Raw genomic sequence first — 23,255 nt, forward strand, 5'->3', positions numbered from 1 at the left:
TAACTATGGCTTAAAATGAGGTTTTTGAGTCATATTCCATATACCAAGGTAGGGTTTATAGCTACTTGGTTGTTATATAGTTAACAGCCCTCAACAACATACCATCAATTGGCCAGCCTATAGTTTAAATTTTTGTAGAACTAAAAATACATATCATGGTTGTAATACACGACATTTTCCGTTACAGTGCCATTAACGGACTTTCCAATTGGTTAAAGGGTATAACCCTAACCATATTTACTCTTATCGTAGGTATATTATTGGTAATGCTATATGTGATACTCATACATGGGGATAAACTTAACCCCAGCTTTGGGTATTAGGGTTCCCTATTTAATTATCAAGGCATTTTTAATGTCCGCCTCATCGGTATTTAAATCGATTAAAAAACCGTTGATCACGGCATAGTGAAGTTTGCCTTGCTGTTCCAAAAAGAAGGTAGGATTGATGCCTACACGCATTTTTAATTCAGGTAATTTATAGTCTTTGACAATTACGTGCAGGGGATATTGAACAAAGGTTTGGTCCTTGGGAATATTGGCTACCCTTATATAGGCGTAGCCTTCTTTAAGAAGATCCATGGGCTTAAGTTGTCCTAGTTCTCCCAGGGATGATAAGGTTTTTGGATAAACCTTACCCTGTGTTACGCTATAACCTTTAGCATCTAAGGTTTTATAGCCGTAGTAGGTAGATAGGTCCCCCTGATCTACAATGCTACTTCTGTAATGGAAGTCGTTGTGCTGGGCATTGTCTATTTCAAAGTGCTGTATACCTACATCCAAGGTGTACTCCTTGCCCAATAAGAAGTAACTGAGGTTCTTTATCTTCAAATTGAACAATTTACGGTCGTTTTCTGGAATTTTTTCATATTCGGAAATAGGTATATCCTTGTAGCTTCCATTGGCTATACTGTATATGGCGGAAAGAATAGAGACATAATTCAACTTTCTGATCTCCTGTTTTTCTGGATCATCCTTAAAACCACCAGATTCTATGAGTATGGCGCTTGTCCCCCATTTTTGAATGTTATCGCCAAAAGCACGGGGCTCAAAATCGTCGTTGTACCTACCTACCTGTCCTGGGGCGTATTTTTGTATTATTTGGTTCATATAAACTATGACCTTCATGGCATTGGCCCGTACTTCATTAATGTCCTTGTCATAGTTAAAGGCAGGGGCCAAATAGGATATGGTAGCGGGCTTGTCCGTTCTTTCTGCATTGTAATAAGTGCTTTGGTCGTGAAGGTTAAATCCGAAGTCGGCCTCCAAACTGTCCCTTACCCTTTTCAAGGTTCTCCCCTCAGGTGATTGTAAGCTAAGGGCATCCCTATTGATATCTATCCCCAAAGTATTCCTTCTTTGGTATACCTCCGCACCGTCTGGGTTTAGCATGGGTAAAAAATGTAATCTAAGTTTTTTTAGGATGCTTTCTTTTTCTTCTTTAAAATCGTTACTTCCTAAAAAATTAAAAATGTCAAATATGGCCTGGGTTGCAGTGGGTTCGTCCCCATGCATTTGTGACCATAAAAAAACATTGATATCCCCTTTACCTACACTGATAAGGGATAGGTCCCTACCTTCAATGGATTGCCCTACAACTTTTACTTGGAACAAAGGATTAGTCGATATTTTATTTATCAAGGGCTGAATATCTCTATGTTTTATTCTTCTTTTTTCCAAGGAGGGCTCCCTGTATTTTTCATAAGAAGTATATAGGCTATTGGTAAAATCCTTGTCTTGCCCAAAGCAACTCAAGGTTAGGATCGCAAATAGGAATAGGACGGTCTTCTGTAGCATCATAATATTTTTTAGCCTTTTGGTGTAGGGGCAAAATTAAGTTTTTTGCTAGCTCTTTTGACCCTCTTAAGAAATTTTTCTCCAGGATCTGTTTTATGGGTTCTATAGCCTTCATCTTTTTCCAACCAAAGCGGATGGCCTTCAAAAAGGGTGTATTCATAGTGGCCTATTAGGTAGTCTATGTTGTATTTTTTCTTTAAATATTTTACCAACCATTTGTTGGCCCTTAATTGGGCACGGGTAAGTTTTGTATCCCCGGTTCCTCCTACATTTTCTATACCTATGGCACAGTGGTTAAGGCCTATTACATGCCTGGCCATATAATTTTCCGGCATTAATCGGTAAATTTTTCCATCTTGGTCTACCAAGAATTGGGAAGAGACATTTAAACCACTGGCTCCGCTTATTTCCGGTCTCCATTCTGGTAAGGTGGGACTGTAAAATGCTTCGAATGATTTTTCCAAAGTGGGGATCACTGTCCAGTGCAGGACCACCATCCTGGGCTCAATGGTAGGCTCACTCTGTTCTATTCCGTAATGGTCCGATAAATACTCTAGCGTAAGATTTGTTCGCTGTTGGTCAAAGATGATGGGCTTGTCTATGATTTCCCGTTGCACGGAACAGGACAAAACAAGTAAAAGCAAACATAAGAGAATGCGGTATTTCATTTTAAAAAGCATCTAAACTAACATACCAAAGATACAATTTCATTCTATTTTAGTGGAGTCTTTCCTGACCCTGAAATGGATGGTAATTTTTTTCCTCCCCCATTCCAAGGCCCTTTCCTTATCCTCGCCCATATAAATGTCTATTCTATTTGTCCATTTAGGATTCATCTTATCCTTAACTATATATGTAGTGGAGTCCCCTTGCAGTTTAACAGGGGTGTTGTGGTCTAGTCCCAAGGGAATTAAATCCCGGGATACTGCAATTACTTTCATGCCCGGTGCTAAGGAATCTCCCCAAGCCGTTATGTTTGGGTGAATTTTGGAGGTTTGGGCGGGAAGGGAATTATAGGCAGTAGCGGTTACCTCCATTGATTTCCAAATATAATGGTCATCAACTTTATTTTCCCGGCAACCAAAGTATAGCGTAAAACAGCTCCCTAGAATAATAAAACCTAGTGCTCTAAGCTTTTTTTTAGATGGGATCATGTGCATAGGATAACGGTCAACTTTATATCCTAATATAATAAAAGAAAGATTTTAGTAAAAAGGTTCCCGTAAGCTAACTTAAAATAATCTACAAATTAGCTCTTGATAGGATTCCGCAAATATCATAAAAAGTCATTTTCACCACAGATAATGTCTATTTCCCAACATTAATTTCTTTGAACCGTACAAGCACTATACTTTAGCAGTGTAATAAAAAAGAAAGTAATAAGTTTTTCATTTTCATATAGTGTTCTCGTAAAAGGGCTTTATCCACAAGATAGAGCTCTTTTTAGTTTAAGGGCATTTCATATAAAACAATACGCTACTTTTTTAGGGATAGTCTTGGATAAGGCGCAAAAGTTGTGTGTAGTAATAATTTGTCAGGTAAACACCAATACAATTTTCCACCTAATATCAGGCCATTCAATATTTTTCCATCAATGAAAGAAATATTAAAAAAAATCTAGGCTTATTTCTTCTTTCTTGAAATCTACGGGCTTTCCACATAATCTGGAGTAAACTAAAAATCAGAGCGTATATAAAGCAAAAGACCACCTTAAATAGGTGGTCTTGCTGTAATAATGGCCCTTAGGTTGTTTGCCAACCTAGTATGTAGCCTTATAGTATGTCTACCAATTCCAAGTCAAAAGTCAAGTCCTGTCCTGCTAGAACATGGTTGGCATCTATAATGATGCTATCTTCCTTAACATCGGTAATTCGTAATTGGTTTTCTGTTCCATCTGGATTTTTGGCAACCAATGTCATGCCAATTTCTGGCTTGATCTCGTTTGGTAGCTCTTCTTTCTTAATCTCGTGAAACAACTCTTCATTAATATCTCCGTAAGCTTCTTCTTTTGGTATGTTTATGGTCTTTTTCTCATTTATTTCCATATTCACCAATTCCTTCTCAAAACCTGGAATAAGCTGACCTTGTCCAAGAGTAACTTCTATAGGGGCTCTTTCCAATGAGCTATCGAAGACTTGTCCGTTTTTTAATTTTCCTGTGTAATGTACTTTTACAGTGTCGTTGACCTTTGCTCTACTCATAAAATCCTATTTCTCTAATCTTAATTAAAAATATAATGTGCAAACCTATGGGTTATAGATTTCTTAGAAGAATAGATCGTCATAAAACCGTTATAATTTGCAAAATCTTAACATTATTCACCTTAATTATTAGACTATTAACAACATTTTTATTCCATTATGGCCTGATATACCAAACTTCTCAATTTGGCATGGTCATCCAAGCCGTTGGTTGGTATAAGCTGTTTAAAGTATACCACCACTAATTCTTCTACCGGATCTGCCCAATAGGTTGAACCATAGGCTCCACCCCATTCAAAAGTGCCCACGGAACCAGCTTCTCCCCTTTCGCCTACGTTTTTGGTTATAGAAAAACCAAGACCAAAGCCAGAACCTTTCCTACTGCCATAGGGAATACCCCTTACGTCTACATGGTCTGCAACCATTAATTCCACCGTTTTTGGTGAGAGTATACGGTTTTCCGCAAGTTCCCCTCCATTTAACATCATTTGTAAGAATTTAGCATAGTCCATAGCAGTTGAAACCAGACCGGCCCCTCCGGAGAAACTTTTTCTAGGTCCTTCAACATAATGCCCCTGTCCTACTCCCAACCCCGGGTTCGGAGATCTTTCCAATGGCTTGCCTTTGTGCGCCATATAGGAAGTGGCCAATCTATTCGCTTTATTTTTAGGCAGATAAAAATAGGTGTCTACCATATTCAAGGGGTCTAAAATTCTTTCTTTGATAAAAACATCCAACGGCTTTCCAGATACTTTTTCTACAATAACTCCTAATATATCTGTGTTGTAACCATAGACAAATCTTTCTCCGGGCTGGGCATCCATGGGTAATTTAGCCATACGTGAAACGGTTGCAGCTATGGGCTCATCACGGTGGGCAAAATACCAATTTTGTATACTGGCCTTTTCCCATTCCTTTTTCGCCGGACCATGACCATAGCCAATACCTGCTGTATGTGTAAGTAGGTCCCTAATGGTAATGGCCCTCTTGGCTTTTACCACCTCATAGCCTCCATCCTCTGTAGTTTTGGCAACAGTTGTTTGCTTCCATTCGGGCAAATAATCCCCAATAGGGTCTTTGATTAAAAGTTTACCTTCTTCTTGTAATATCATTACGGCCACACTAACAATGGCCTTTGTTTGGGACGCTATTCTGAACATGGCGTCCGGGGTCATTTTTTTATCGGCTTCCATATCACTATCCCCAAAGGCTTCATGATATACTATTTTGCCCCTTCTGGCAATAAGGGCAACACTCCCGGCCATTTTTCCGTCTTGTACGTATTGTGATAAGGTAGTAGAAAGTCGGTTTAAGCGTTCAGAAGACACGCCTACTGCTTCGGGAGATGCTGTTGGCAAACTCTGTGCCTGTGTAAGGGAAATCCAAAAAATACAGGCAAGGAATACCCTGCCTCTTTTTAATAGTCTAATCATGGTACCAAAAAATTAAGTTGATAGTTGTTTATTTTGGTAAAAGATATAGTTTTTAAATAAAAAATGAAGAATATAATTCCTGATACAGAACAAACAGGATGTTTGGTTTAATGGCTACGCTAATTAACTCGTTGTAAAGTGCATTTATTGCAAACAGTAAAACCTATATGGGTTTGGTAGTTATATCTTATGTATAATAGCAAGATATACCAATTGTTGGCATGTTATATTAAAATAATCTTTGGCGTATCCTGTCTAGTTGGGAAATGCCAGCATAGGAATTACATATACTAAACCAATGGCCATACCCAAATAGAAGCATATGGTATTGTGCTTCAATAGTTATAAAGTAATAAGCTGGTTAAAGGAAGTTATATCTTTTTTACACGAACAGCATTCATTCCCTTCATCCCCTTTTCAAGTTCAAAGGAAACCTTGTCATTTTCAGCAATTTCGTCTATAAGTCCACTAACATGGGTAAAGTATTTTTCCTGATTTTCAGAATCGATAATAAATCCAAATCCTTTGGAAGAATCATAAAACGAAACCTTGCCGTTTCTAACTGGGTCAAATTCCTCAACCTCACTATCGTCCCTTTTAGGAATACCTATTTCTATTGTAGAGGCATCAATGTCCACTTTCTGTGTTGGATCTGGCGGCGTATCGGTTAAGTTTCCGTCGTGATCAACATAGGCAAATTGAATGCCCGTCCCTTTTTCCTTGGCCTCTAATTTACGAGCCTCTTTTTTCTTTTGTTTTTCCTCACGTTTTTTTAAGCGTTTCTTTTCCTTTTCGCTTTTACTATAGGTTTGTTGCGATTTTGCCATAGATTTTTATACAAATTTTTAATTAGAAAGTCCTACTTGAGTAGCGGTTGAATACTAAACGAGAGTGTGAAAAAGAAAAATGAATCCATTTTATCTACCCGGAGGCTTAGTAGCAGCAATGGTCATTGCAGGTCAAAGCGATACTCTATATACTTTAGCAAATATAGGGCTTGTATTTCAATTATTTTGATATTATCCGCCTAATTTTTACCTCAATTATTTACTAATGATTTCCAAAATGGCCGCTGCGGCATGTTAATGGTGGATAGTTTTTAATGGTCCTAGGGTTGATTAAATGTAGTTTATGAGCTAGTTTTTACAGTTATTTTAAAGCTGTTAAATTAATCGTGACTGGTATTGTAAATTTTTGTTTTTAAGGTAGTTATAATTAATTTTTACCCTCTTTTCTTACATCCAACAATAAAATTCCTTAATTTAATTGGATATAAACCTTAAAAAAACACATATATGAAAAAGTTTTACTTTATTACTGTGATTTTAATGTTTGGAGTGATTGGTTTTGCCAGCGCCCAGATTTCCGGTACCGTTATGGATGAAGATGGAGGAGCCTTACCCGGTGCATCTATTGTCATCAAGGGAAGTACTATGGGCACCACGACGGATTTTGATGGTAATTTTATCATTGAGGCTGCCATGGGGGATATTCTAGTGGTCTCCTATATTGGTTTTGAAACCTTAGAGGTTCCGGTGGATAGTACCCAAATGATAATTCGCTTAACCTCTGGGGTAGCATTGTCCGAGGTGATTATTGTAGGTTCCCGTAATCCCAATAGAACGGCTACGGAGAGTACGGTGCCTGTAGATGTCATAGATATGAAGGAGTTGAATAATGTGGCTCCCCAGGTAAATCTTAATCAGATTTTGAATTATGTAGCGCCATCTTTCACCTCCAATACCCAGACCATTTCCGATGGTACGGACCATATAGATCCTGCCTCATTAAGGGGGTTGGGTCCAGACCAGGTATTGGTTCTCATAAATGGAAAAAGAAGACATACCTCCTCCTTGATCAACGTTAACGGTACTTTTGGTAGGGGAAGTGTGGGCACCGATCTAAATGCCATTCCTGCCGCTGCCATACAGCGTATAGAGGTGTTGCGAGACGGTGCAGCCGCTCAATATGGATCGGATGCCATTGCAGGGGTAATCAATATTATTCTTAATAAAAGCGTAAACGAACTAACAACTACCGTGACAACGGGGGCCAACTTCACTAAGAATGCCAACGATCAAACAGGTGGTGTAGATGGGGAAACCACCAATGTATCGGCAAGTTACGGTATCCCCCTGGGTGATAATGGCGGATTCATTAACTTTTCGGGTGACTTTGATGTGCGTGAAGATTACGGACGGATGAAGGAATGGGAAGGTGAAGTATTCAACTTGTATAATACTGTTGAACGTGTAGCTAATTCAGATGGATATGACATCGCAAATTTATTGGATGATGATGTGGCCGATGTTATACAATACGCGGATCAAGCTGGGATAGATAGAAACGGAGCAACTACCAAGGAGGAATTGAGAACCGTTCTCAGTGCTGATGCAACGGAAGCGGAGCTTACAGCCAGGGGTCAACAAAGAAGTGATTATAATATGCGGGTAGGGCAATCGGCCTTACGGGGAGGTCGTTTATTTTTAAATTTCTCCCTGCCCTTGGATGAGGTAGGTACTACTTTGTATTCTTTTGGGGGCATTAGCTCTAGAACTGGAAATTCAGCCGGATTTTACAGGTTGCCAAACCAAAGTAGAACATATACCCCTGCTTATATAAATGGCTTTCTGCCGGAAATCAATTCCAACATTAAAGATCAGTCCATTTCCCTAGGTGTTAAGGGGATGATTGGGGATTGGAGCGTAGATTTTAGCAATACCTATGGTAAGAATTCATTTCTGTATACCATAGGAAACACTTTTAATGCCTCTATGCAAAATGCCTCCCCAACCTTTTTTGATGCTGGTGGATTTTCATTTCTTCAAAACACCACCAATTTGGACATTACCCAATTTTTTCCAGATACCATGTCGGGCTTAAACATTGCCTTTGGGGCGGAATATAGAGTGGAGAATTACGATATAGTTGCAGGTGAGGAAGCTTCTTATGCCCAATACACGGCAAATGGACAACGTATAACTTTGGCATCACAACAACCGTCCCAGGATTTCTTTGGCGCAGCTAGGCCAGGAGGTTCTCAGGTTTTTCCCGGATTTTCTCCCGCCAATGAATTGTCTAGAGGGCGCAGTAGTGTGGCCGGTTATTTTGATGTGGAGGCCGACTTCTCGGAAGCGTTTTTGGCCAGTTTTGCTACGCGATATGAGAATTATAGCGATTTTGGAGGAACCATCAATTTTAAATTGGCAGGGAGGTTAAAAGCATCCGATAACCTAAATATCCGGGCGGCTTTAAATACTGGATTTAGGGCACCTTCCCTGCACCAAATCAATTTTAATTCTACCTCTACTATTTTTGACAACCAGGGAAATCCACAAGAAGTAGGTACTTTTGCCAATGACAGCAGGGCGGCCAAATTATTGGGGATTCCACAGCTAAAGGAAGAAACTTCCAATAGTGTAAGTTTGGGGCTTACCGCTAAAATCCCGGATGCCAATATTACGGTGACCGTGGATGGTTATTTTGTAAAAATCAATGACAGGGTGGTTTATACAGGACAGTTCTCAGGTCCTGGAACAGGAACGGAATTGGATAACCTTTTACGACAGGCAAATGCCACAGCTGCCTCTTTCTTTGCCAATGCCATAGATACCGAGTCCAAGGGATTGGATATTGTTGTGACCCATAACACCAACCTTGGTGATAATTGGCGATTAAAATCGGATCTTGCAGGTACCTTGTCCAAAACAAAAAAAGTAGGGGATATTAATGCGTCCGATGTTTTGAGGAATGCCGGTTTAGTAGGCACCTATTTCCCTGAAGATAGCAGGGTTTACCTAGAAGAGGCCGTGCCGAGGACAAAAATAAATCTTTCCAATAGCCTTACCTCTGAAAAATTCATCATATTTCTGAGAAATGTATATTTTGGGGAAGTCACCGAGGCCACTACCATTGTGGCAAACCAACAAGTTTTTGGAACCAAATTGGTGACTGACCTCTCTGTAGGATATAAAGTAACAGATGAACTAACCATGACCTTGGGAGCAAATAATTTATTTGATATTTATCCAGATCGCGCCGAAGATGAATTCGGCAATAGAAGTTCCGGACGATTTGATTGGTCACGTAGGGCACAACAGTTTGGTATTGGAGGAAGATTTCTTTTTGCCAGGTTGAATTTTACCTTAAAATAAAACCCAAACCCTTTTCAATTGTAAAAAGCCACGTTTAAGTGGCTTTTTTTTGCTTAAGCTAATTGTTTTCGAAGATTAGGAAGGTCAATAGTCATTTCCTCTACGGGGCCTAAAATCATTTGGATGTTAAATTTTGTTTAAAATAGTACTATATTATACATAGTAGCGTAACATTCACTGCTGTTTTTCGTCTTCTAGTTATAATTGCAAGCAACAATATTAAATTAACAGGGATGAAAATATCAGATAAATACCATTTCATACAAATATTGATATTGTCAACAAATGGCATTTGGAAAAGCAATGGGCAAAAAATTTATAAACTGTCTAGGGGATTTAAATTAAATAACATCAATTAAAAAAATCAACATCATGGAAACTATTAACAAGCATCACGTAAAGCAGACGATTCAACATTCGAAAAGCAATATTTGGAATACTAAAAGGCGCTTCAGGTAAGGGCGAAAATGAATTTTAAAAAATAGACATCATGAAATCATTCATTCATAAATCAGAATCGGAAGTATCTAATTTTAAGTTAAGCGGGGAAAGTATCTTTTTCGCAAACTTCAGAAGTATCAAAAAAAATAGGTGGGCAGAACGTAGAATTTATTTAAACTAATGAGGCTTGTTTTAAGGCCCATTCTTCTTTTTAAATGCGGTGGATAAGAAGGTCTACCGCATTTTTTTAATTCTCCTAAAACCTACACTACCCTTCCCTTTGAGTTTTAAAGTTCATCTTTGGTACCGAACTTACCGGAAAACCTTGTAAACAAAACAATTTTTTTGCGGGTATTTATAAAATAGACCCCTGTTAGCAGTACTACTGCTGCTACGGCCGATTGGGTGGTAATTTCCTCTTCCAAAAAAAACCAACCCAACAACAAAGCTATAATTGGGTTCACATAGGTAGAGGTGGCCACCTTTTCTGGAGAAACCACTTTAAGTAAATAATTAAAGGCCGTAAAGGCCACAATACTTCCAAAAATAATCAATAATAACATAGAATAGAGAACAGGATTGCTCCAGTCTGTAGGTGACGTCCAGGGCTCTCCTATAAGTAGGCTGCCAATCATTAAAATGATACCTGCCGCGAACATTTGAAATCCAGTATTCACAAAATAGTTGCTGGGGAGGTCTGCTTTTCCCACAAATAAGCTGGCATAGGCCCAACTAATCATGCAAAAGAAAATCATGACCATTCCCAAAACTGAATTCTCCCTGTTTAACAGCTGTTGCTGACTAACCAATAAATAAATGCCCAATATACCTATGGCTACCCCAATCAAGGACAAGGGCTGTATCTTTTTTCCCTGAAGGATGCGCATCATTAATAAAATGACCAAGGGTTGGGCCGATATCTCCAGCGCGGCAAAACCGCTATCTACATATCGCAGTGCCCAGACTACAAATCCATTCCCAAAAGCTAGGAATAAGAATCCGGCAATGCTCGTGTTGATCAGTTGTTTTTTAGTAATTCCCAGGGGTATTCCCGTTAATTTACAAATCAAAAATATTAACAGGCCGGCAATAGTAAAACGAATGGATGCAAGCATAAAGGGAGGCAATTCCTGTACTGCTATTTTGTTTAGAAGATAGGTAGAACCCCAAATAACGTATATGGCAAAAAATGCAAGTACGATCAGAATGGTGTTTCGGGATTGGGCCATAGAAAAAATGCTTTAGCATTAGGTCACAAAAGTAGGTATAACTTTACAATCTGAGTTCATTTGTAACTCCGCAATCACTTACTTGTGTCAGAGGGCTGTGAAACCAGAATGAGGTATTAAAACTATGGGAGACGTGTTAAGGCATTGATGAAATTTCATGGACCCTACCAAGGCTGGGGATTTGGCTACAAGTTACCAGCTTCCTCCTCCTCCTCCTCCAAAGCCGCCCCCTGAGGACCCTCCTCCTGAGCTGCTACTGCTGGACGGGGAACTTACCATATTATTTTTTGTGCTGCTCATAGCACTGGAGAAAGATTTAGAAAATTGGCTCATGGATAAATGGCTTTGAGAACTAGAAGTATACCAGTCTGGGGGAGGGATATTTAAGTCTCTGAATTTTTTTGACCATTTATCAAACATCCCAAAGGCCAGGGCATAACCCAATGTATTTTCAAAATAATGGGGGTCGTCCTGTAGGAGCATTTTTAGTCTGTTTTGTTCGGCAACCTTTATGAACCTCTTGAATCCTTTTAATTCGGATAAGAGCTCATTGCCTTTGGCATTCTTTTTTACCATGTAGCTATTAACAAAAAGTAATAAAATACAGGAAATTACTATTGCTACGGCCGCCAAGGGTCCCCAAAAGAATAGTCCTGTCAAGGTTAGCCCAATGGCCAAAACTACCAATATAAAATACATTATACCCTGCATTTTTTTGGACTTCGCTTCGTAATAGAGTTGGGCTTCTTCTTTTAATTGGCTGCGGGCCTCTGCCATTTTTATGTAAAAGCTATTTTTAAGGCTGGAGACGAGGACTTCTGTACCGGCTATATTGCTGTTATCTCCAAAGAGGCCCTTGAATATTTCCATTTCATATGGTTGGGCATCAGGGCCCAAGGATTGTAAGCGAATAATTTTGGTGTCTTTGGATCCGAAAAGGCCCTTCTTGGGCATTTCCTGGATTCGGATAATCCCTTTGGCCCCCCAATAGGGCAATAAGGAAATTAAATCTGAATTGTCCTCCCTGTCATTGATCAGGAATCCTACCATGGCCGGATCTATATTGTCTGGAGGGAAATAGGTAGTGGTGGCAATTACCCTCTTGTCCTTGCCAAAATCCCACCAAACCTTAAAGAATGCAAAGAACTGTATTAGTATTAGTATTATCCAACCGAACTGGTCCCAAAAAGGCCAAAATGGTTTTTCTTCCTGTACAGTACCTGGGGGAAGGTTTATCAATACCGTTACACTTTGACCTGGATGGGATATAAACCCAGCCTTGCTTGTTCCGGAAAACTCATTGCCCGTATAGTATAATTGCATATCCCTGCTTAGGGTATTGGTTCCTCTATCCCCAGAGTATACAAAACTATTTTCTTGGTTAAGTGTTACATTGTCGGGGACGCGTACTTTAAAATTTACTTGGTGAAAATCGGCCTGCCAACCCTCAGGTTTTATATTCCAATAGAAACGGATTTGAGAATTCTCAAAAAGAAGGGCGTTGTGTACCCGATAACTTATTTCATAATGCTGGGGCCCTACTACGGTAATATCCTTATCCCCTATTTTAATATCCATTTTGTCTTGTAGTTTTTGCACAAAATCAAATGGGACGTCATATTTGTGATTTGGAACGTCAACTTTTTTTATAAGGATTTTTCTTGTGGAATGGCCCCCTGTAGAATCAACCAAGTCGTATTCTGTCTGAATGGTTCTATAAATGCCATGTTTGGGTATTTCAAAATTGATGTCGTATTTTTCAATCACATCAAAGTAGCCCTCTTGATGCAGCGTAATGTCCACAGTGTAATTTTTTACCGTAAAGTCCTGGGTTCTCCCCACAAAAGAGATTAAGAACGGCAGTAGGAAATAAAATATCTTTTTCATTAAGAGAAATCCACTTTTACATTGGCCCTGCTTGCCTCATCAGTTTCAAAATAATCGAATTTTCGATATTTGAACATACTGGCTACCAATACACCTGGGACACTTTCCCCATAGGTATTGTTCTCCCTAACAGAACCATTATAATAGCGCCTTGCTCGTTCAAGATTTTCTTCAATTTCATTTAATTTTTGCTGAAGATCTAAAAAACTGGCATTGGCCTTTAAGTCTGGATAGGCTTCACTTAGGGCAAATATGCTACGTAGACTTTGTTGTAATTGGTTTTCGGCCTTAATCTGTGCGTTGATATCCCCTGTAGGGACCGCCATGGCAGCGTTACGGGCATGGATGACCGAATCTAGGGTAGATTTTTCATGCTCTGCGTAGCCCTTGACCGTTTCTACTAGATTAGGTATAAGGTCATACCGTCTTCTCAGGGCCACATCAATATTACTCCAGGCATCCAATACGAAGTTCCTTAATTTGGCAAAGCGATTGTAAACATTTATTAGAAAGAGTACTAGTAAGGAAACAATACCCAAAAAAACAAACAAAGCGATCATGGTTTAGTGGTTTAGATGATATATTAGTTATGGTTAGGACTAAGTTACCTATTTTTTTGTTGGAATGGCATAGATGTAGGGGCTATTTATGGCCGTATTGATTTTTGTAGACAAGAAATATCTGAAAGGGTAATCCAATATTCTATATACTTCATACGGGAACCCAAATAAAAAAGGCACCATAGGTGCCTCATGTTCTGTGTTCTTAACTACTTATTTGCTGTCCAAAATTTTGGTGCTGACATATGCGATTGTTCTTATGACTTTTCCCTCATCGTTAAAATCATGGGTATACATGGCGGGTAATATAAACTTTTTGCCATCGGATTTTCTGGTAATCCTAAATTTCCACCAAGACTGCACCACCTTCGCGTCTTGCATATCGTATTCCAAATAATCTGGATAGCCCTGCTCATCAACACTATCAATATTGTAGGTTTCCAGTATTTGGTTATTTCTTTCTTTAGCCTGCTCCAGATCCATGGACTCCCCATCGGGCAGTTCAAGACTATAGAAAACTGCATTTTCATCAAAAAAACTATAATAGGTATCCAAATCATTAAATTCAAAGGCATGCATCATTACCCGTACGGTGTTAATATTATCATGATGGTTATAAATTATACCATTCTGCCGATCATTAAAACTTCTACGTACTTCCCAAATAACATTATTGTCATAGTAATTGATGAGGGTTTTTATTTTATTGTCCTCATTAAGTTTGTACAATGTATGGTAGGGCATATCAAGCTTTACCCCGGATTTGTTGTGCATGCCTTTTAAATGGTCCCATGTCTGTACCCATATTCCACTTTTCTTATATTCCAAGGCATCAGGATAAGCTCCTTTTGTGGGCTCTATTTGAAGGTAGGAGATATTGTCTTTCCAGAATTTAACGCTCTCCAGATACTGTTCTTTGTTTCTCCCTTTGTCGTCCTTGTCCGTGCTAAACCCATTGTAGGACATAAAATCATCTGCTAAATAGGTGCTTACTTTCTCTACATCCCCGGCCACAAATGCCGTCGTCATGGCATTGACGGTCTCAATTGCAGGATGTTCCAAATAAATAGTACCGTTCTTTTTCTTTTGTGAAAGACCTATTACTGTGCTGAGCATTAAGGTCAAAATAAGTGTTCTTTTCATATCAAATTATTCTTAGGTTATTGTTTATTGGAAAAAGGTCCGTTTCAATTGTAAGTAAGTTAGATTGTGTTAATTTTCTATATTCGTAAGGACGAAGTCATCTTTTTTTTGTCCGAAATAAGGGTATTTCTTATCCTACAGAATAATTCATTTCTATTTGTTCTTTATTATTGAATTTGGACCATTTGATTGTAGTGGAGGGAAATACCTTGTTTGGATGACTTATCATACATCAATGTCCAAGTTGGTAAAGAAGACTAATTTTGGAAAAACAAAAATCATGAAAACAATATTTCATAAATCGGAAACAAGAGGACATGCCGATCATGGTTGGCTTAGGTCATATCACAGTTTTAGTTTTGCAAATTACCACGACCCGAGTAGAATGAATTTTGGAATGTTAAGGGTGCTAAATGATGATGTGGTTGCAGGAGGACAGGGTTTTGGACAGCATCCCCATAAGAATATGGAAATTATTTCCATTCCCCTGAAAGGAGATTTGGAGCACAAGGACAGTATGGGAAATACTACTGTTATTAGGGAAGGCGACATTCAGGTGATGAGTGCCGGAACAGGTGTATTTCATAGCGAGTACAATAAGAACAAGGAAGAAGCGGTTATATTTCTACAGATTTGGGTTTTTCCAAATAAGCAAAATGTTACCCCAAGATATGATCAAATTGCTACGAGTGGTATAGCTACAAAAAACGCTCTTTACCAAGTCTTGTCCCCAAACAAAGACGGACAGGGAGTGTGGATACATCAGGATGCCTGGTTTTCATTAGGTGATTTTGATGCCGATCGCTCTGCTACCTATACTTTAAATAAAGCTGACAATGGGGTATATGTTTTTGTATTGGAAGGTAGTCTTAAAATAGGAGAGCAATCCTTGGATAGCCGTGACGGAATGGGGATTTGGGATACCAATGAAATATCCTTTGCCACTGGTACAGCCACCAAGGTTTTGATAATGGAAGTCCCTATGGCCCTATAAGACCCGGTAAAAATTTGATAGATTATAGTTATATTTAGGATACTATTTTAATACATAGCACCATGTCCAACCTTAACCTCGTGATTCCTGAAAGAGCAGCGAACATTGGTAATTTTATGGTAGGTAGATTACTGCCTTTTAGACAAAAAAGAATGGTTGGCCCCTTTGCTTTTATTGACCATATGGGGCCAGTTACCTTGGCCAAAGAGGAACAACTACAAGTGCCCCCACATCCCCATATTGGACTTTCTACCCTTACTTACCTTTTTGAAGGGGTTATTGTACATCGGGATAGTCTTGGCAACGAAGTGGAAATTACGCCAGGAGGTGTAAATTGGATGTCGGCCGGGAAAGGTGTTGTTCATTCAGAGCGCAGTCCAGAGCGCCTAAGGGGAGAGAGAAAGTCCCTTCATGGACTTCAGATCTGGGTTGCACTCCCCAAAGAGCTTGAAGATATGGAGCCTACCTTCACCCACGTAGGAAAGGAAAATATCCCCAAATGGGATTATATGGGTGTTTCTTATACGCTTATTGCCGGTGAGGCTATGGGGAAAGCATCAGAAGTACCGGTCCACAGTAAACTTTATTTGCTAGAGTTAAAAACGGAGGACGATCAATACGTATCAATAGGAAAACATTTATATGGGGAAAGTGGGTTGTATATTTTGGAAGGGAGTATTATTAGTGAAGGAAATACCTATGCTTCGCAGCAAATTTTGATAGCCAAGGAAAGCAGGTTATGCGAATTTCAACTAAAGGCAGGCTCAACCGTTTATATCTTTGGAGGAGAACCTTTTGCTGAGGAAAGACATATATTTTGGAATTTTGTCTCATCCGATAAGAAGCGTATAGAAAAGGCTAGCCAGGATTGGAAAGGTCAGAAATTCCCTAAAGTTCCCGGGGAAACCGATTTTGTCCCGCTTCCTAACCAGAATCTTAAATAAGAAGGCGGACCGGTAATCCATGGAGTATTCCCGCAGCATGACCGATGATAATACTCCCCTTATTACCATTCCCTGCCTTAATTGATAGTTTGTGTCAGTATTTATTCAGCTTTTTGCCGAGTTGCCAGGTGCTTTATCGAATAGGGAGAGGAAGGCACCTTATTTGTCGCGCATATTTATTAAATTAATAGTGAAGTATCGTAGATAAATGCCTTTTGTTTTGGAAAAAAATATTCTTCTTTATGTTCTTTTTCTCGTCCTTCTCTGTTCCTGTTCAAAGAACGATAGAGAGGATCTTGTGGACATTGTGGTGGATAAAGATCCGCCTGAGCAGTCTACAGAAGAACCAGAGGAAGAAGAACCCCTTATTCAAACTACTCCCTTGCCGAACAATCCCCAGAGATCTGGTGATGCGGCTATGGGGTATGAGTATCTCATTGCTGGTGAATATATGAGCTCGGGCATTCCTTATGATGCTTTTTTACTGGGAACAAATGAAAATCCGGACAACCGTCTAAATAGAAGTGGGGACAATGCCAATATTCCATATGATTACACGGCGGTAACTGCACCCAATGGTGTAAGGGTGGTTGCACCCAATTGTATGGCCTGTCATGCCAGTACTATTAACAATGAGTTTATAATTGGATTAGGAAGCCATGATGCCGACTTTACGGTAAATAGGGCTGCTAATTTATCTTTGATAAATTCAGGAATAAGAGCCATGTATGGAGGTGAGGGAAGTGCAGAATGGGAAGCTTATGATCAGTTTAGAAAAGGCCTGGAAGCTATCGGCCCTAAAACAATGACCCAAACCAGAGGTTCCAATCCAGCTGATAAAATTACCCAGGTTTTGTTGGCCCATAGGGACAAAAACAGTTTGGAGTGGCAAGACACCCCTTTGGTGACTGTACCTGATGAGGTGATACCAACCGATGTACCGGCTTGGTGGCTGTTAAAAAAGAAGAATGCCATGTTTTATCATGCTATTGGGAGATTGGATTTTTGTAAATTATTTATTGGTTCCAGTCTTTTAACCTTGGGAAATGCTTCAGTAGCAGCAGAAATAGATGCGAATATGGTAGATGTTTTGGCTTATATCAAAAGTTTGGAAGCGCCAGATTATCCATTTTCCATTGATAATGATTTGGCAGCGCAAGGAAAACGATTATTTGAGAATACCTGTGCAACCTGTCACGGTACCTATGGTGAAAATTCCACTTATCCCAATTTATTGGTAAGCTTGGAATCGGTTGGAACAGATCCCGAGCTTTCTAATCATTACACTACCTCGTCTGCTGTAAATGATTATTTTATGGATTGGTTCAATACAGGCTGGTTTGGCAGCAGTGAAAACAGCTTGTCCATAAAGGCGGAAGGAGGCTATGTAGCTCCTCCTTTGGACGGTATATGGGCTACAGCCCCTTATTTTCACAATGGATCCGTACCTACTATAGCCGATGTGCTAAATAGTAAGGGAAGGCCCCTTAGATGGAGCCGGAGCTTTGATAATACGGATTACGACCAATCTAAAGTAGGTTGGAACTACACTGCCCAAGAAACCAAGGTAGACAAGAACACCTACGATACTAACTTAATGGGGCATGGAAATTCCGGGCACACCTTTGGAGATGGGTTTACAGAGAATGAAAGAACGGCTGTTCTGGAATATCTAAAAACACTGTAAAAACAGCCTGTTTTATATTACAAGATGGGGTAGTTCTTTATTCAGAAGCCTCGTTCTAAACGGCATGGCCCCAGAAAGCCCGTATAATGTTTTAAACAATGTAATGGACTATTGTCATGTGACTTGTGTGTACTGAAAAAGAATATAAAACTGATATTATTCTTCCGGTGGTCTACCGTGAATATCCTCGTAAATGGTGTCAAAATTTTGACGTAAATGACTGCTCAATTTTTTCTTGTAGTCATCGGTCAACCACTTTAGGAAGTTAAAGGTGCTTTTACTAATGCATTTTGCATAGCGTTGTATACGGTCATCAATATCAGGCCCTAACATTTTGGAAAGCGCAAGGGCATCGTACACATCTTCGCTGTTTTCAACACAAATTCGAGCGTGCTGCGCAATGGATCTTTCCAAAACAACCTTAGACGATTCGCCATTCTTTACAGAATCTACATAAGTCTGTTTAATGTCGAAATACACTTCTTCCGATTGGGCAAATTCCGCTCTTAAATCTTCGGGCATTTCCCATTTGAAGTTACTTTCAAGTTCTTCATCAGTTAAGAGTCTGTCCGTATAGAAATTTGGGGATTTAAAAATAGTTTGCCAGTCCAGGTCCGCTCCCCACGGTCCAAACCTATGAAAATTGTTTCCTAAGTCTATTACCGAAAAAGTGGATTTGTTGTTCAAAATCCTTGAACCCCGTCCAATCATTTGGTAGTACAGGGTTAGGGATTTAGTTGCCCTATTTAGAATAATGGTGTCTATAGTGGGTTCATCAAATCCGGTGGTCAAGATACTTACAGAGGTCAAAATGGCGTTTGGCGTCATATTAAACCACTTTAGGATTGTTTTACGCTGTTTTTTAGTGGCGGTGTTGTCTAGATGTGCAATGGGGTACCCGGCAGCTCTAAAGGTTTCATATACGTGGAGGGAAGTGTTGATCCCGTTGTTGAAGATCAAGGTTTTCTTGCCCTTGGAATGTCTTTCATAGGCTTCCAAAAGCTTACTTAACATTTGACTGTTGTTGTATAGGTCTTCAGAAGATTTTACGGTATAATCACCATTGGATCCCACTTCCAGGGAGGTTAGTCCCATGTTGTAGGAATAAAATTCCGCTCTGGCCAAAAATTCATTTTCTATGAGCGACTCAATGGTCTCCCCAACAATTAATTCATCATAATTATCCTTCATGGGCAAATCCTTATTGGAACTCAATGGGGTTGCCGTAACTCCCAAAATAAAAGAGTTCTCAAAGAACTTGAACAGTTTGGTAAATGAATTATAATGGGCTTCATCTATAATGACCAGTCCTACATCGGAGATGTCCAATTTATCATCCTGTAGTCTGTTGTTCAGTGTTTCTACCATAGCCACAAAGCAGCTATATTGATCCTGATCATCCAAATTAGCCTTGCTGTCCACCACTTTATTGGTTACTCCAAAACTGGTCAACATGGATGAGGTTTGTCTGCATAGCTCAATACGGTGGGTCATGATCAATACCTTTTTGTTGTGGTTCTTCAGGTATTGCCGCACTATTTCTGAAAAAATTACCGTTTTCCCACCACCGGTAGGTAGTTGATATAATAGATGATAGTCGTCCGGAGCGGTTTCAAATTTTTCAAAAATCTGGTCAATAGCTCCCTTTTGATAGCTGTATAATTCCTTATCCGTTTTTCTTTCAACAATAGCATTTGCAATCAAAGTCTCCGACATATTCTCTATTTTTAAGATTGCAAAATTACATTCTTTGTGGGGTGTTTAACGAATAATTTTCAAAAATCTCTCGATTTTTTTTATTCGGCACCCTACCGCACAACTTAATTTAGTATCCCCCCTAAGTTGGTATTGTGAAATTTCTAGGAAATGAATTATGGCAACCACTTTTAATTAATCTGGTTCCTGGGCGATGGGAGATTGGGTAATAATAGGCCTTTTAATATAATATTGTTGCTGTTCCAAGTCCAGGATGCATGATGGCTGTTAGAAAAAAGATTTATTTTTTTCTTAAGGAGTTCACGTACAATTTTTCTACTTTCTCCCGGGCCCATGGCGTTCTCCTTAGAAACTTTAAACTGGATTTAATAGACGGGTCGTGGTTAAAACAACGTATGTTGATTCTGGAGCCCAATTCTTCCCAGCCGTATTTTTCAACCAAGGTATCCAGAATGGTGGCCAAGGTGATTCCGTGAAGCGGATTTTTGTTGTTGTTCATCTAAAGTATTACATTAAATAAATAACCCTAAAATGATATATTTTAGAAATATATTATTTTCTTTTCTTATTTTTTTTTGCAAATCTTTTATCCCCTCTGGTAATAGGCTTTTTGTATTTCTTGGCAATGGTTCTCTTGTACGATCCGCCCTGGTTAACCTTTTTGTTCTTTTCGGATTTTTCGTGAAAAGCAGGGCCACGCTCGTCCAATTCGGATGTTCCTATAGGATTGTTGGGCTCCGTTTTTTTAGGACGTTCCTCTGGAGCCAGTTCCTCGGATACCTGTACAGCATCCGGAAAGGGCTGTTGGGGGATTTTGTAATCCATTAGATTTTCAATGGCCTCTTTGTATTCCTCTTCCTTTTTGGTGTAAAATAATATGGCGTTACCTTTCTTTTCTGCTCTGCCTGTTCTTCCTATCCGGTGCATATAATTTTCAGGAAAGACCGGGGTATCAAAATTAACTACATGTGTAATTTCCTCTAAATCCAATCCCCTGGCCATAACGTCGGTAGAAATAAGTATTCTATTTTTTCCTTCATCGAATTGTTTAATGGAGCGTATTCTGTAATTCTGTGTTTTGTTGGAATGGATAACGGCAGTCTCAGCACCAAACTTCTCTCCCATAGCCTCAAACAACCTGTCGGCACTTCTTTTATTGGAAACAAACACCAAAACTTTACGGTAGATTGTTTTGTCTTTTAGCAGATAAGCCAAAAGATTTACTTTGGTATAGTAATTTTCAACGGCATACAGCTGTTGTTCTATATTTTCCAGTGGAGTTCCACTAACCGCAACGGATACTTTTTCCGGAGCAATAAAATAGTCGTCAATCAATCTGGAGACCTCTTCCGTCATTGTTGCAGAAAACATAATATTCTGCCTTCTTTTAGGTATCAGGTCAAATATATTGGTTATTTGAAATCGGAATCCCAGATCCAGCATTACATCAACTTCATCGATTACCAACTTCTTGATATCCTTTAATTTCACAGTTCTATCCAAGCTAAGGTCGTACAGTCTACCCGGAGTGGCAACCAAAATATCACAACCTTGTGCAACTGCCTGTCGTTGGGTATTGATGTTGGCTCCGCCGTATATACCACATACCCTAAGGCTTAAATATTTGGAATAAGCTTCAATATTGTCTACTAGTTGTAATACCAATTCCCTGGTTGGTACCATAACCAGGACTCTTGGGCTCAATTGTTTGGAGAATTTCAGTTGTTGTAATATAGGCAGCATATAGGCAAAGGTCTTTCCTGTACCTGTTTGTGCAATGCCTACCATGTCCTTTCCCGACATAATTACCGAAAAAGCATCTGCCTGAATGGGAGTTGGAGCCTTAAACCCCAAATCCTCAATGGCATAGTGTAATTGTTTTGATAGGTTGAAATCACTAAAGCTGCTCATTTTTAAATATTTTGAAGCAAAGGTAAAGTTTATAATCTTTATAACGGCCCTGCATCCAAATGTTGATGATCCGTGTAGGGGGTAAAAAGATCCCCAATGCCTATTAATTCCCAAGGATCTGATATTGTGTATTGTAAGAATTTACCATTAATTTCCCTTTGCTTTGTAAAAAATAAAGACTAACTTAATTTCCAGAATATAATCCTGATCCAACTGGGATCTGTTAACCTAAAAACCCTAAAGTATGAATATCAATTTTGTATATGATGATGTAAAAGCCAGTGCCAGACTGGAAGAATTAGCGGCAAAAAAATTGGATAAATTAGAGGACAAATATGATTTTATAGTACGAGCGGATGTATTCTTTAAAAAAGAAAACACCTCTTCCCCAGATACTGGGCTAATCTGCAATATTAGACTTAGTGCCCCTGGACCCCGATTGTTTGCGGAGTCCAATAACGGTAAATTTGAAATGTCCATTGCTGCATCGGTCCAAGATTTGGAACGTCAATTGGAAAAAAGAAAGAGTAAAATGAAAACCCATTAGCTACATTGTTAATCAATGGCGCCAAAAAATGCCCCGACAAGCCCTGAAGCTTGCCGGGGCATTTTTTTTAGCCTGAATTAAGTTACGTTATTGCACTCCATAAAACTACCTATCCTGAAATTCCACATCCGCAAGGGTTTTGGCCAGGCGTTCGGAAAACGGATTTCGGTAAAGGTCCTTTAGCAGTTTTTTCCTTTTCCTATCAGAAATATCCAAGCTATCCAAAATTCGTCTTTTTCTTTTGGTCTCCCGTATTCTTTCTTTTTTTAAACGGATCCTGTCCTTGGCAGAAACAATCATAGTGGGCTCATATTTTTCCAATACGGTGAATTCTTCAATATTAGGTTTCTTTCCAAGGGTATCCTTTACCTTAGTTTGGGCCATAGCCTGTGTAAGGTAAAAAAACATAAACAACAGCATTACAGTGCTGTATATTCCCTTTTTCATCTTTTATAAATAGTGTTCCCTCCAAGTTAAGATTTTTTTTAACCAATTAAAACCTATTTCGCTGGTTAAGAGTACCATTCAACGTGTTTTTTGAATCTTGCGTCTATTTTTTCCCTTTTCACCCGGGATTCACACCAATATGATGCAAAATGGATGGCCAAATTG

At 39.2% G+C, this 23,255-nt stretch carries 20 protein-coding genes; 6 read left to right on the plus strand and 14 right to left on the minus strand.

Annotation, left to right across the window (positions count from 1 at the left end):
- Positions 1–155: 155 nt before the first annotated feature.
- Positions 156–323 carry a hypothetical protein gene (locus EHW67_RS20420; protein ID WP_158285142.1) on the plus strand — a complete coding sequence of 56 codons (168 nt, stop codon included), beginning with the start codon at positions 156–158 and terminating at the stop codon, positions 321–323.
- A gap of 6 nt (positions 324–329) precedes the next feature.
- Here EHW67_RS20420 and EHW67_RS17800 read toward each other — a convergent pair whose 3' ends face one another.
- The 6 genes from EHW67_RS17800 to EHW67_RS17825 form a co-directional block, all read right to left on the minus strand.
- Positions 330–1,799 (minus strand): M14 family metallopeptidase, encoded by a 1,470-nt coding sequence (locus EHW67_RS17800; RefSeq protein WP_126163739.1) that lies wholly within the window; start codon positions 1,797–1,799, stop codon positions 330–332.
- Between the two features lie 8 nt (positions 1,800–1,807).
- Positions 1,808–2,464 carry a peptidoglycan recognition protein family protein gene (locus tag EHW67_RS17805; protein WP_126163740.1) on the minus strand — a complete coding sequence of 219 codons (657 nt, stop codon included), beginning with the start codon at positions 2,462–2,464 and terminating at the stop codon, positions 1,808–1,810.
- Between the two features lie 39 nt (positions 2,465–2,503).
- Complete coding sequence (locus tag EHW67_RS17810) at positions 2,504–2,950, minus strand: 3D domain-containing protein (protein WP_202912005.1); 447 nt, start codon at positions 2,948–2,950, stop codon at positions 2,504–2,506.
- Positions 2,951–3,568: 618 nt separating this feature from the next.
- On the minus strand, positions 3,569–3,997 hold the full coding sequence (locus EHW67_RS17815) for an FKBP-type peptidyl-prolyl cis-trans isomerase (protein ID WP_126163741.1): 429 nt from the start codon (positions 3,995–3,997) through the stop codon (positions 3,569–3,571).
- Positions 3,998–4,146: 149 nt separating this feature from the next.
- Positions 4,147–5,430: a serine hydrolase domain-containing protein gene (locus EHW67_RS17820; RefSeq protein ID WP_126163742.1), complete on the minus strand. Its 1,284-nt coding sequence runs from the start codon at positions 5,428–5,430 to the stop codon at positions 4,147–4,149.
- 371 nt (positions 5,431–5,801) lie between these two features.
- On the minus strand, positions 5,802–6,257 hold the full coding sequence (locus tag EHW67_RS17825) for a cold-shock protein (protein WP_126163743.1): 456 nt from the start codon (positions 6,255–6,257) through the stop codon (positions 5,802–5,804).
- Positions 6,258–6,725: 468 nt separating this feature from the next.
- Here EHW67_RS17825 and EHW67_RS17830 point away from each other — a divergent pair, with 468 nt between their 5' ends.
- Positions 6,726–9,584, plus strand: coding sequence for a TonB-dependent receptor (locus tag EHW67_RS17830; protein ID WP_126163744.1), 2,859 nt, complete (start codon positions 6,726–6,728; stop codon positions 9,582–9,584).
- Positions 9,585–10,312: 728 nt separating this feature from the next.
- Here EHW67_RS17830 and EHW67_RS17835 read toward each other — a convergent pair.
- The 4 genes from EHW67_RS17835 to EHW67_RS17850 form a co-directional block, all read right to left on the minus strand.
- Positions 10,313–11,254 carry an EamA family transporter gene (locus EHW67_RS17835; RefSeq protein ID WP_126163745.1) on the minus strand — a complete coding sequence of 314 codons (942 nt, stop codon included), beginning with the start codon at positions 11,252–11,254 and terminating at the stop codon, positions 10,313–10,315.
- 192 nt (positions 11,255–11,446) lie between these two features.
- Entirely contained in the window at positions 11,447–13,141 is a 1,695-nt protein-coding gene (locus EHW67_RS17840) for a DUF2207 domain-containing protein (RefSeq protein ID WP_126163746.1), read from the minus strand.
- Positions 13,141–13,701, minus strand: coding sequence for a LemA family protein (locus EHW67_RS17845; protein ID WP_126163747.1), 561 nt, complete (start codon positions 13,699–13,701; stop codon positions 13,141–13,143). The genes EHW67_RS17840 and EHW67_RS17845 overlap by 1 nt, the downstream gene beginning before the upstream one ends.
- A 213-nt stretch (positions 13,702–13,914) precedes the next feature.
- Complete coding sequence (locus EHW67_RS17850; RefSeq protein ID WP_126163748.1) at positions 13,915–14,844, minus strand: nuclear transport factor 2 family protein; 930 nt, start codon at positions 14,842–14,844, stop codon at positions 13,915–13,917.
- Positions 14,845–15,124: 280 nt separating this feature from the next.
- Here EHW67_RS17850 and EHW67_RS17855 point away from each other — a divergent pair, with 280 nt between their 5' ends.
- From EHW67_RS17855 to EHW67_RS17865, 3 genes are all read left to right on the plus strand, one after another.
- Positions 15,125–15,838, plus strand: a complete 714-nt coding sequence (locus EHW67_RS17855) for a pirin family protein (protein WP_126163749.1) — start codon at positions 15,125–15,127, stop codon at positions 15,836–15,838.
- 62 nt (positions 15,839–15,900) lie between these two features.
- Positions 15,901–16,782, plus strand: a complete 882-nt coding sequence (locus EHW67_RS17860; protein WP_126163750.1) for a pirin family protein — start codon at positions 15,901–15,903, stop codon at positions 16,780–16,782.
- Positions 16,783–17,002: 220 nt separating this feature from the next.
- On the plus strand, positions 17,003–18,469 hold the full coding sequence (locus EHW67_RS17865) for a c-type cytochrome (RefSeq protein ID WP_158285143.1): 1,467 nt from the start codon (positions 17,003–17,005) through the stop codon (positions 18,467–18,469).
- Positions 18,470–18,625: 156 nt separating this feature from the next.
- Here the strand turns inward: EHW67_RS17865 and EHW67_RS17870 are convergent, their stop codons facing one another.
- From EHW67_RS17870 to EHW67_RS17880, 3 genes are all read right to left on the minus strand, one after another.
- On the minus strand, positions 18,626–20,185 hold the full coding sequence (locus tag EHW67_RS17870; RefSeq protein WP_126163752.1) for a DEAD/DEAH box helicase: 1,560 nt from the start codon (positions 20,183–20,185) through the stop codon (positions 18,626–18,628).
- 280 nt (positions 20,186–20,465) lie between these two features.
- Complete coding sequence (locus tag EHW67_RS17875) at positions 20,466–20,684, minus strand: VF530 family protein (RefSeq protein WP_126163753.1); 219 nt, start codon at positions 20,682–20,684, stop codon at positions 20,466–20,468.
- Positions 20,685–20,737: 53 nt separating this feature from the next.
- Positions 20,738–22,096, minus strand: a complete 1,359-nt coding sequence (locus tag EHW67_RS17880; protein WP_126163754.1) for a DEAD/DEAH box helicase — start codon at positions 22,094–22,096, stop codon at positions 20,738–20,740.
- Between the two features lie 244 nt (positions 22,097–22,340).
- On the opposite strand from EHW67_RS17880, the gene EHW67_RS17885 reads away from it, so the two are divergent.
- Positions 22,341–22,643, plus strand: coding sequence for an HPF/RaiA family ribosome-associated protein (locus tag EHW67_RS17885; RefSeq protein ID WP_126163755.1), 303 nt, complete (start codon positions 22,341–22,343; stop codon positions 22,641–22,643).
- 105 nt (positions 22,644–22,748) lie between these two features.
- Here EHW67_RS17885 and EHW67_RS17890 read toward each other — a convergent pair whose 3' ends face one another.
- Complete coding sequence (locus EHW67_RS17890) at positions 22,749–23,090, minus strand: hypothetical protein (RefSeq protein ID WP_126163756.1); 342 nt, start codon at positions 23,088–23,090, stop codon at positions 22,749–22,751.
- Positions 23,091–23,255 lie beyond the last annotated feature (165 nt).

It is taken from the genome of Arenibacter aquaticus (assembly GCF_003957295.1).
Lineage (GTDB): Bacteria > Bacteroidota > Bacteroidia > Flavobacteriales > Flavobacteriaceae > Arenibacter > Arenibacter aquaticus.